The 8,836-nt window shown below is 65.1% G+C and carries 8 protein-coding genes; 6 read left to right on the top strand and 2 right to left on the bottom strand.

What is annotated here, in order from left to right:
- Positions 1-19 precede the first annotated feature (19 nt).
- Positions 20-568, bottom strand: coding sequence for a DUF4124 domain-containing protein (locus AC07Z7_RS14375; protein ID WP_494766640.1), 549 nt, complete (start codon positions 566-568; stop codon positions 20-22).
- A gap of 224 nt (positions 569-792) precedes the next feature.
- Here AC07Z7_RS14375 and guaB point away from each other — a divergent pair, with 224 nt between their 5' ends.
- The 6 genes from guaB (at position 793) to AC07Z7_RS14405 (ending at position 6,571) form a co-directional block, all read left to right on the top strand.
- On the top strand, positions 793-2,268 hold the full coding sequence (guaB, locus tag AC07Z7_RS14380) for an IMP dehydrogenase (protein ID WP_094290859.1): 1,476 nt from the start codon (positions 793-795) through the stop codon (positions 2,266-2,268).
- Between the two features lie 109 nt (positions 2,269-2,377).
- Complete coding sequence (locus AC07Z7_RS14385; protein ID WP_094290860.1) at positions 2,378-2,668, top strand: type II toxin-antitoxin system Phd/YefM family antitoxin; 291 nt, start codon at positions 2,378-2,380, stop codon at positions 2,666-2,668.
- Complete coding sequence (locus AC07Z7_RS14390) at positions 2,665-3,099, top strand: type II toxin-antitoxin system VapC family toxin (protein WP_094290861.1); 435 nt, start codon at positions 2,665-2,667, stop codon at positions 3,097-3,099. The genes AC07Z7_RS14385 and AC07Z7_RS14390 overlap by 4 nt, the downstream gene beginning before the upstream one ends.
- 12 nt (positions 3,100-3,111) lie before the next feature.
- Entirely contained in the window at positions 3,112-4,728 is a 1,617-nt protein-coding gene (gene guaA / locus AC07Z7_RS14395; protein WP_494766641.1) for a glutamine-hydrolyzing GMP synthase, read from the top strand.
- Between the two features lie 79 nt (positions 4,729-4,807).
- Complete coding sequence (locus tag AC07Z7_RS14400) at positions 4,808-5,395, top strand: 2'-5' RNA ligase family protein (RefSeq protein WP_494766642.1); 588 nt, start codon at positions 4,808-4,810, stop codon at positions 5,393-5,395.
- A gap of 105 nt (positions 5,396-5,500) precedes the next feature.
- On the top strand, positions 5,501-6,571 hold the full coding sequence (locus AC07Z7_RS14405; protein WP_494766643.1) for a DUF6352 family protein: 1,071 nt from the start codon (positions 5,501-5,503) through the stop codon (positions 6,569-6,571).
- A gap of 102 nt (positions 6,572-6,673) precedes the next feature.
- Here the strand turns inward: AC07Z7_RS14405 and AC07Z7_RS14410 are convergent.
- Positions 6,674-8,836, bottom strand: a 2,163-nt coding sequence (locus AC07Z7_RS14410; RefSeq protein WP_494766644.1) for an L-glutamate gamma-semialdehyde dehydrogenase, incomplete at its 5' end; no start/stop codon positions are given.

Genomic DNA, 8,836 nt, shown 5'->3' on the forward strand with positions numbered 1-8,836 from the left:
ACCTGCTGAGCGATGCGGCTCAGCGCGCGCAGTCCGAGGCGACGATGCCATCGATGCGCTTGGCCTCTGCCGCGCGGGCGGGGCCGTCCAGGAAAATGCGCTCGCCCTGGGCATTGGTCTGGGTGATGGGTTTGCCTGCATCGAACGCGGCTTTTGCGGCACGGGCGCGGGTGCAGTTCTCTGCCTTGGCTTTCGCGATCTTCTCGTCTTCCGCTTTTTTCTTGGCGGCTTCAGCGGCTTCGGCCTGGGCCTTTTTCTCTTCCAGCTCCTTGTCCTTGCCGCTGCCTGCGGCACTCGCAGCTGGCTTGGGGGCCGCTGCGGCTGCAGTGGCAGGCGCCGTTGCTGCGGGCGCATCGCCAGTGGCGGTGGCGGCCGCCGGGGCGGGGACCGGGCGGGCAGGGAGGCTGCCCCCGGGTTGCTTCAGGATGTTTTTTTCCTGGATATCTGCCGGAGGGGGGCGGTCGCTGAAGACCTTGCGCCCGTCCTTGTCGATCCACTGCCACTGCGCTGCCGCGCCCATGGCCCAGGTGCAGGCCACGGCCAGCAGGAGAGTCTTGTGTATTTTCATGCGAACAAGTTTAGCCGTGTGGCCCGCCACCCGCCAGTACAGCGGGATGGACGGCCACTTTGGGTTGCTGTGCTGCGTGGCGGCACCATGGCGCCGCCATGCCGGCGGCGCAGCCCGCCGGGCCGGGTGAGGCTGGAATGGAGTGGGCTGGGGGCGGGGCGAACGGGCGTATCGGCAGTGCGTCATACGCGGCACGGGTACAATCCGTTTTTTGGAGCTTTCTCATGCGCCTTCTTGGAAAAGCGCTCACCTTCGACGATGTGTTGCTGGTGCCAGCGTACTCCCAGGTCCTGCCCAAGGACACGTCCCTCGCGACGAAACTCTCCCGCAACATCCAGCTGAACCTGCCGCTCGTGTCCGCCGCCATGGACACCGTGACCGAGGCGCGTCTGGCCATTGCCATTGCCCAGGAGGGCGGCATTGGTATCGTGCACAAAAACCTCACGGCGCAAGAGCAGGCCGCCCACGTGGCCAAGGTCAAGCGCTACGAATCCGGTGTGTTGCGCGACCCTGTGGTCATCACCCCCGAGCACACGGTGCTGCAGGTGCTGCAGCTGTCCGAGCAACTGGGCATTTCGGGCTTCCCTGTGTGCGACGGCGGCAAGGTGGTCGGCATCGTCACGGGCCGTGACCTGCGCTTCGAGACCCGCTACGACGTCAAGGTCCACCAGATCATGACCCCGCGCGAGAAGCTCATCACGGTCAACGAAAAAGAGGGCACCACGCCTGCACAGGCCAAGGCGCTGCTCAACAAGCACAAGCTCGAACGCATCCTGGTCGTGAACGACGCCTTTGAACTCAAGGGGCTGATCACGGTGAAGGACATCACCAAACAAACCAGCTTTCCCAATGCGGCGCGCGACGCTGCAGGCCGCCTGCGTGTGGGCGCTGCCGTGGGCGTGGGCGAGGGCACCGAGGAACGCGTCGAAGCCCTGGTCAAGGCCGGTGTGGACGCCATCGTGGTGGACACCGCCCACGGCCACAGCAAGGGCGTGATCGACCGCGTGCGCTGGGTCAAGCAGAACTACCCGCAGATCGATGTGATCGGCGGCAACATCGCCACCGGCGCGGCGGCGCTGGCGCTGGTTGAGGCCGGTGCGGATGCAGTCAAGGTTGGTATCGGCCCTGGCTCCATCTGCACCACCCGCATCGTGGCGGGTGTGGGTGTACCCCAGATCATGGCCATCGACAACGTGGCCACTGCGCTCAAGGGCACGGGCGTGCCGCTGATTGCAGACGGTGGTATCCGCTACAGCGGCGACATCGCCAAGGCCCTGGCTGCTGGCGCGGGCACCGTGATGATGGGCGGCATGTTTGCGGGCACTGAAGAAGCACCTGGCGAAGTCATCCTGTTCCAGGGCCGCAGCTACAAGAGCTACCGCGGCATGGGCTCCATCGGCGCCATGCAGCAGGGCAGTGCGGACCGCTACTTCCAGGAGTCGAGCACGGGCAACCCCAATGCCGACAAGCTCGTGCCCGAAGGCATCGAAGGCCGCGTGCCCTACAAGGGCTCCATGGTCAGCATCGTCTACCAGATGGCGGGCGGCGTGCGTGCCTCGATGGGCTACTGCGGTTGCGCGACCATCGAAGAGATGAACAACAAGGCCGAGTTCGTCGAGATCACCACCGCCGGTATCCGCGAAAGCCATGTGCATGACGTACAGATCACCAAGGAAGCGCCGAACTACCGCGCTGACTGATCGTTGTTGATCCAGTCTGGCCTGATTGATTAAATCTGGCCAGAATGATATAGTCTGGTCTGAATTCATTATTCAGGCCAGACTTTTCTTTTTTAGGGTCCGCGTTTCCATGCAGTCCGTCGGTATCTACGAAGCTAAGAGCCGCTTCTCTGCCTTGATCGAGTTGGTCGAGCAGGGTGAAGAAGTGCGCATCACCCGCCATGGCAAGGAGGTGGTGCGCATGCTGCCCGTGCGCCGTCGCCCCGTGATCACCGACGAGCAGATCGCCCGCGAGCTGGGCCAGATCGATGCGCTGCATGCCACGGTGCGCCCCGCAGTCGGGGCGAACTCCCCCGATACTTTGCGCCCCGCAGGCGAAGCGCCGGATGCTTTGCGCCGCAAAGGCCGGAGCGCTGCATGACCGCCTTCGTCCTCGATGCCTCCGTCACCGCCGCCTGGCTGCTGCCCGACACAGCCAGCGAACACACCCGCCGCCTGTACACCCTGATCCGCCGCGACGAGGTTGAGCCGCAGGCGCCCAACCTCTGGCAGTGGGAATGCAGCAACCTCATCTCCAGCGGCGTGCATAGCGGCCGCATCCCATCCGCATCGGTTGAAGGCCTGTGGGGCGTGCTCGAAGCGATTCGCCACCGTGTGGAGCTGCACGACCTGGCCCCCGCACAGCACAAGGCCGTGATGGACGTGGCGCTCGACACCGGCCTGCCTACCTTTGATGCTGCCTACCTGTGGCTGGCGCGCTCGCTGCGCTTGCCGCTGGCCACTTTCGACCCCCAGCAGATCGCTGCCGCCCAGCGCAGCGGCGTCCCGCTTCTTGATCTCTCCAGCCTCTGACGGACCACCACCATGCAACACCAGAAAATCCTCATCCTCGATTTCGGCTCGCAAGTCACCCAGCTCATCGCCCGCCGTGTGCGCGAGGCCCATGTGTATTGCGAAGTGCACCCCTGCGACGTGACCGACGAGTGGATCCGTGACTACGCCAAGGACGGCTCGCTCAAGGGCGTGATCCTGTCGGGCAGCCACGCCAGCGTGTACGAGGTGGATGACAAGGCACCCAATGCGGTGTTTGAACTCGGCATCCCCGTGCTGGGCATCTGCTACGGCATGCAGACCATGGCCCAGCAACTGGGCGGCAAGGTCGAGGGCTCCAACACCCGCGAATTTGGCTACGCCGAAGTGCGCGCCCATGGCCACACCGAGCTGCTCAAGGGCATCGAAGACTTCGCCACGCCCGAAGGCCACGGCATGCTCAAGGTGTGGATGAGCCACGGCGACAAGGTCACGGCGCTGCCCCCGGGCTTCAAAGTGATGTGCTCCACACCGTCGTGCCCCATTGCTGGCATGGCCGACGAAAGCCGCCACTACTACGCCGTGCAGTTCCACCCCGAAGTCACGCACACCGTGCAGGGCCGCGCCTTGCTGGAGCGTTTTGTGCTGGGCATCTGCGGCACCCGTGCCGACTGGGTCATGGGCGACTACATCGAAGAAGCCGTGCAGAAAATCCGCGAACAGGTGGGCGATGAGGAAGTGATCCTCGGCCTGTCGGGTGGTGTGGATTCGTCCGTCGCGGCAGCGCTCATCCACCGCGCCATTGGCGACCAGCTCACCTGCGTGTTTGTGGACCATGGCTTGCTGCGCCTTCATGAGGGCGACATGGTCATGGACATGTTCGAAGGCAAGCTGCACGCCAAGGTCATCCGCGTGGACGCCAGCGACCTGTTCCTGGGCAAGCTGGCGGGGGTGAGCGAGCCCGAGCAAAAGCGCAAGATCATCGGTGGCCTGTTTGTGGACGTGTTCAAGGCCGAGGCTGCCAAGCTCAAGGCGGGCACCGGCGGCCACAAGGGCGCCACCTTCCTGGCCCAGGGCACGATCTACCCTGACGTGATCGAATCCGGCGGCGCCAAGAGCAAGAAGGCCGTCACCATCAAGAGCCACCACAACGTGGGCGGCCTGCCCGAGCAGCTGGGCCTGAAGCTGCTGGAACCTCTGCGCGATCTGTTCAAGGACGAAGTGCGCGAACTGGGCGTGGCCTTGGGCCTGCCGCCCGACATGGTCTACCGCCACCCCTTCCCCGGCCCCGGCCTGGGCGTGCGCATTCTGGGCGAGGTGAAGAAGGAGTACGCCGACCTGCTGCGCCGTGCCGACGCGATCTTTATCGAAGAGCTGCGCAACTTCCGCGACGAAGCCACGCAAAAGACTTGGTACGACCTCACCAGCCAGGCCTTCACCGTGTTCCTCCCCGTCAAGAGCGTGGGCGTGATGGGCGATGGCCGCACGTATGACTACGTGGTGGCACTGCGCGCCGTGCAGACCAGCGACTTCATGACCGCCGACTGGGCCGAGCTGCCCTACGCGCTGCTCAAGAAGGTGTCAGGCCGCATCATCAATGAAGTGCGTGGCATCAACCGCGTGACGTACGACGTGAGCAGCAAGCCGCCAGCGACGATTGAGTGGGAGTGAGTGGGGTGTAAATCAAAATACTGGTTATTTAAACAGTATTGGCGCACAATGCGACGGATCTTCCGGAGCTTTGTGTGCCATGTCCCAGCTTCACGATCTCTACTATTTTCTTTCCCCTACGCCTCTTGCCGCCGAGATGGCCAAGAGGTTACTGCAGCGCCCCCAAGGACCCTGTGGGGCGGGCAGAGGCGAGCCAATGTCCTTGGATCGGCTGCACATCACGCTCCATTACCTGGGGCGCTTTCTGAACAGCATCCCCCAAGAGGTAATCGACTTGGCGGTGGCAGCGGGTAGCGCCATGGACTACGAACCGTTTGGGGTCCGCCTCGAGGTGCTGCAGTCCCGAGGCGGAGTTGAAGGGGGGACATTTGGTACCGTCGAGTTGGCGCCGCAAGCGGGCGCTGCGCGTGACTTGCGAGGGTTTCAGCACGCGCTTGGCAACACGATGCGCCGCATGGGGTTTGCAGAAGCCCGAATCCGCAGCCGTTTCCGCCCGCACATGACTTTGCACTACAAGCACGAAGGCATTGACCGAATGGTGGTCGCTCCCGTGGCGTGGACCGTGACGCAGTTTGCCTTGGTAGACAGCCTCTACGGCCTGGGCAGGCATGATGTGCTCGCGCGCTGGTCCTTGCAGGCACGGCAGCAGGCCTTTCTTGATTGGTGATGTTGCGAAGCATGTGGATGCCCATGCGCACTCGCAGTCCGGCATCGTCGTCCGAAAGCTTCCTCGGCTACCTTCCCCTGAAGCCATTCGACTTCTCGTTTCTTCATGACAACACTTCACGATTTCTGGCCCTATTGTGGTTTCCAAACACTGGAGCACGATGTCCGTGGCTGGCTGGCTCCCTCCGATGGATACCTGCGTTGGCTGCTGGCCCGACCAGAGCTGGCGCTGGTGCCGGAGTCGTGCGCTGCTGAGATCGCACTGCATGAATCGCTCAAGGTGTCGCCCGCGCGGGTGATTGCCTCTGCGGAGCTGGCTGCTTTGCAGGACGCGGACGCCCGCGAAAACTACACCGTATTCCTCCGCTTTCGCGATGGCCTGCTGGCCGCGGGCACGCTGGAGGCGTACTACTTGCAACTCATGCGCAGTGGAGCGGTGAATGTGCCCGCCGTATTCATCGACGCCGTGGTGCAGGCCCTGCTACGCAATGTGCTGGATGACTGCAATGACGCTTTCGAGGCCCGCGCTGCCGAGATGCTGTTTCGGCCGCAGCGCATTACTTTGCAAGACGGGCAAATGCTGGCAGGCGACCGGGCGACGCTGGACATGCTCAACGAGACAGCGGGCCTCGGCGAGGTGGGGCGACTGCTGCTGCAAAGCGGCGCACTGCAGCCCACGGCGCAGGTCGAGGTGCTGTCGGCCGACAACGCGGCGCTATATTGGCAGGAGAGCGACCGCCACCACTTTCTGCTCGACCTGACCCACGAGCTGACACAGGACCTGAGCCATGGCCTGACCTTCAAGATGACCCGCGCCCGATCGGGTCTGAAGGCGCTGGCCCGCGTGCTGGAGCGTTGGGTGGCCCATCTGCTGGGCGTGCAGGTGCAGATCGAGCCTGTGCACCAGGTTACCGACAGGGCCTGGCGCTGGCACATCGGGCTGGACGTGGAGTCCACGGCCATCCTCAACGACCTCTACCAGGACCGCCCCGTGGTGGCCGAGCGCATGCAGCGCCTGGTGAGCCTGTTCACACTGACCTTTGCCAACCCGGCGGAGATGCGCGCAGACGTGGCTAGCAAGCCGGTGTACCTAGGGTTGGCCACCAATGCCGAGGGCGTGGTGCGCATCAAGCCGCAAAACTTGCTGCTGAACTTGCCGCTCGCATTGCAGACTTGATTTGCTATAAATTATATAGCATTAAGTGCTTTGCTAGCGCGCGGTAACGGCCAATTTTGCTTGGATTTTTGACCGCCCGATGTGCTGCGTGGCATCGCGTGTTTATCCAATCGTCATCAGACTCGCATTGCCCCCTGCCGCTGCCGTGTTCACGCTCAGGGCGCGTTCGATGAGCAGGCGCTCCAGCGGGATGTCCGATGCACCGGGCTGCAGCGCAGTCACGCCCACGATGGGCCCGGGGCGGCGGGCGAGGGTGGTGCACACCGCCTGCAGCGAGTGGGCGTCGCCATGGTGCAGCACGGCGTCCAATGCCATGGAGCCATCGCTCAGCGCGTTGTCTTGCAGCGTGACCTGGGCCTGCACGTGCGTGGGTAGCTTCGCGCGCAGCCCTGCATGGGCGTGGGGCCACAGGGCGGTGCCACCGCTGGCGAGTACCGCGGCCGTCTGCACCAGCAGGTCGTCCGCCCCCTGCGCCAAGCACAGCACACGGGCGCGGGGTGCCAGGGTGTAGACATTTCGCTCGCCCGTGGGGCCGGGCAGGGTGCGGGCGGTGCCGCTCTGCGTTTCTTGCGCAAAACGCTGGCAGTGGCCTGCCAAGGCCAAATTGCCCTGGTTGTGCGCCCATTGCTGCAAGGAGCCCAGCGGGGCCAGCTGACGTTCGCGCCGCTCGGTGTCGGGTGGGCTGGTGCGGTCGGCCTCGGCAAAGGTGCGCGGCAGCGTATCGGCCGGGCGCTGCGACAGAAGGCGCAGCAGGTACAACGGCCCGCCAGCCTTGGGCCCCGTGCCCGACAGGCCTTCGCCGCCAAACGGCTGCACGCCCACCACGGCGCCCACCATGTTGCGGTTGACGTACACGTTGCCGGCATGGGCGCGGTTGACCACGCGGGCAATGGTTTCGTCGATGCGGGTGTGCACGCCCTGCGTCAGGCCGTAGCCGGTGGCGTTGATCTGGTCCAGCAGCTGGTCCAGGTCGTTGCGGGCATAGCGCACCAGGTGCAGCACGGGGCCGAAGACTTCGCGCTGCAGCTCGCCGATGTGGTTCAGTTCGATCAGGGTAGGGGGCACAAAGGTGCCCGGTGCGCTGACTGCAGAAACGTGATTCGGGTGCTGGAACACGCGGTGGCCTTGGGCCTTGAATTTGTCGATGTGCTGGGCGATGCCTGCCTGTGCCTCGGCATCAATGACGGGGCCCACGTCCACACGCAACTCGGCGGGGTTGCCGACGCGCAGTTCGCCCATGGCGCCTTGCAGCATCTCGACCACGCGGTCGGCGGCTTCTTCCTGCACGCACAGCACACGCAGCGCGGAGCAGCGCTGGCCTGCGCTGTCAAAGGCGGACGACACGGCGTCGCCCACCACCTGTTCCACCAAGGCGGATGAGTCCACGATCATCGCGTTCTGCCCGCCGGTCTCTGCGATCAGCGGGATGGGGCGGCCTGCGGCGTCCAGGCGACCTGCCACGGTGCGCTGCAGAATGCGTGCGACTTCGGTGGAGCCGGTGAACATCACGCCCATCACGCGCGCGTCGCCGATCAGGCGTGCGCCCACGGTTTCGCCCTGGCCCGGCAGCAGTTGCACTACAGCGCGGGGTACACCCGCTTGCCACAACAGGCGCACAGCCTCGGCGGCGATCAGTGGGGTTTGCTCGGCGGGCTTGGCCAGCACCGGGTTGCCTGCGGCCAGTGCGGCAGCGACCTGGCCCATGAAGATGGCGAGCGGGAAGTTCCAGGGGCTGATGCAGGCCACCGGGCCCAGCGGGATGTGGGTGGTGTTGTCGAAGGTGCTTTGCACCTGGGCGGCGTAGTAGCGCAGGAAGTCCACGGCTTCGCGCACTTCGGCCACGGCGTTGCTGGCGCTCTTGCCCGCCTCGCGCATCAGCAGGCCCAGCAGGGGCTGCATGCGCTCTTCCAACAGGTCGGCGGTGCGCAGCAGGGCTGCGGCGCGCTCGGCGGGTGGCGTGGCGGCCCAGGGGGCTGCAGCGGCCTGGGCGTGGGCCAGGGCCTGGTCCACGTCTGCGGTGGTGGCTTCTTGCACCTGGCCCACCACGTCGTTGTGGTTGGCGGGGTTGCGCACGGGCTGGGTGGTGCCTGTGGGCACATCAGCGGCGAGAAGGGGGGCCGCCGTCCAGGTGTGGGTGGCGGTGGCTTGCAGCGTGGCAGCCAGTTCGGTCAGCGTGTTTTCGTTCGACAGGTCCAGCCCGCGCGAGTTGGTGCGGTGCGCGCCATACAGGCACTGGGGCGTGGCAATGCGGGGGTGGGGCAGGCC

This window comes from Acidovorax sp. GW101-11A03 (assembly GCF_059424825.1).